2 protein-coding genes are annotated in these 1500 nt (G+C 60.9%); both read left to right on the top strand.

All coding sequences use genetic code 11. The features are described from left to right. Positions 1-346 (top strand): hypothetical protein (locus tag WAW17_RS25930; RefSeq protein ID WP_422335740.1); only part of this gene is annotated, 346 nt, incomplete at its 5' end. Between the two features lie 423 nt (positions 347-769). Next, positions 770-1060, top strand: coding sequence for a hypothetical protein (locus WAW17_RS25925; RefSeq protein WP_422335739.1), 291 nt, complete (start codon positions 770-772; stop codon positions 1058-1060). The last annotated feature ends 440 nt before the right edge of the window (positions 1061-1500 follow it).

Below are 1500 nucleotides of genomic sequence, written 5' to 3'. Positions count from 1 at the left end.
GAATCGCCCCGAGCCGCCGCGGAGCTCGGCGATCCTTGTAGCCGAGAGAGTCGAGCGGCAAGAGGGCACCTACCAAGAGTGCCTCGACACGATTGAACGAGATTGTCTCGCCACCAGGTTCGATACCTCGGCAGAACTGCAGGCCGCCTACGTCAAAGTTCGTGAGATGACCAGCGCGAACCCGTACCTGTCTGCAGAACTTGTTCTCCGCCGGACAGGTTTTCTCCCAGACACCTCGCCCCGTGACCAGGCACCGACTCGGCTGGCCAGTAGCGTCGATGATGCGCGTGAACGTGGACGTGCGGCAGCTCTCGAAGAGATCGAGCGGGTACGTCGCGGACTATAGCGACGAGGCTGCGTGTCGTCACCTTTGGTGTCGGCTCAAAATCGGGGTGGGCGAAATCGATCGATTCCGGTCTCCGTTCAGACTGACTGTGAATCGAATCTCGGACAGTGCGCGCGGATATCATCTCGACGTGCCCGATGACGATGGTTACCACACCTGATCGCAGAGGCTGCCTGCCGATGACTCTTCGGGAGAAGGAGGTCTTCGCCCAATTGCCGGCACCACGACCATGATCCAAAAGTGCCGCGACTTCTCTTTGAACTCCCTATTTGACAAGAGAGGCATCATTCCGTCCCGCAACGCTTTTCGCCAGGGCAACTGCGCCTTCGGCTGCTACTGAACTACCACCCGCCCACTGCAGACGGTCGATCCCCCCTACGGCATACAGCCGCAGGCAAAGCGTCGTGAAATACTCCTCATGTGATGGGGTGGTATGTGGGATTCGGGATCATCGGGGTTGTCTTCTTTATCTGGTTGTGGGGGAAGCACACCGTCGTCGTGGCCGCCCTCTACTTGCTGGCTTGGGTCGGAGTCACCGTCTACTTCGTGGTGGACACCGTGCTTCGGGATTCCGACGGTTCCTGGTTCGAGCGGGCCGGATCCGGCTTCGCCATATTGATGATCTGCGCGGTCGTCGGCTTCGTCGGTCTGATGTTCGTCACCATCCCGGAGACCCTCCGCAAGCCGCGGAAGCGGACTGGAGCCCGACGTTGAGTTGTACTTAACGTGTTCGCCGAACGACTCACCCGAGACGGGCAAATAGGTAGTGTGCCGCCGAAGCCGTTCGAACCAAGCTCTACTGGATCGCGGTAGCCAAATGCCGCGTGAGGATGTCCGACCATGTCGCCTTTGGCAGCTGCTCCGGGACATGCTTTTCCAGGCTCAGCGCCGCGTGATGGGCGTCGCGGCGTGGACACCTCCGAGGTTGTGCAGGTCCGGTCGTGCACCTGGGGTGACGGCGCCGCCATATCGCTCTCGGCAAGTTGGTCGCTCGCGGCGACGAATTCGATGTGGTACCCAGGGGTATGTCCGACACCGTCAGGCCGTACAACGACATCTGTCGCGGTGATATTCCGCTCCGCGGCTGATGTCATGGCGTTCTGGCGCCCGTTAGATAGTGCCCAGAGTGCCCCGGTCCGTGAGGACCGGGGCAC

The organism is Rhodococcus sp. (in: high G+C Gram-positive bacteria) (assembly GCF_049286785.1).
In the GTDB taxonomy this organism is placed as follows: Bacteria; Actinomycetota; Actinomycetes; order Mycobacteriales; family Mycobacteriaceae; genus Rhodococcus_F.
This window is presented reverse-complemented; position numbering and strand designations above follow the sequence as displayed.

What these genes read in the sequence shown, in the direction of transcription:
- WAW17_RS25925 (WP_422335739.1), top strand. Translation starts at nt 770, where the DNA reads ATGGGGTGGTATGTGGGATTCGGGATCATCGGGGTTGTCTTCTTTATC.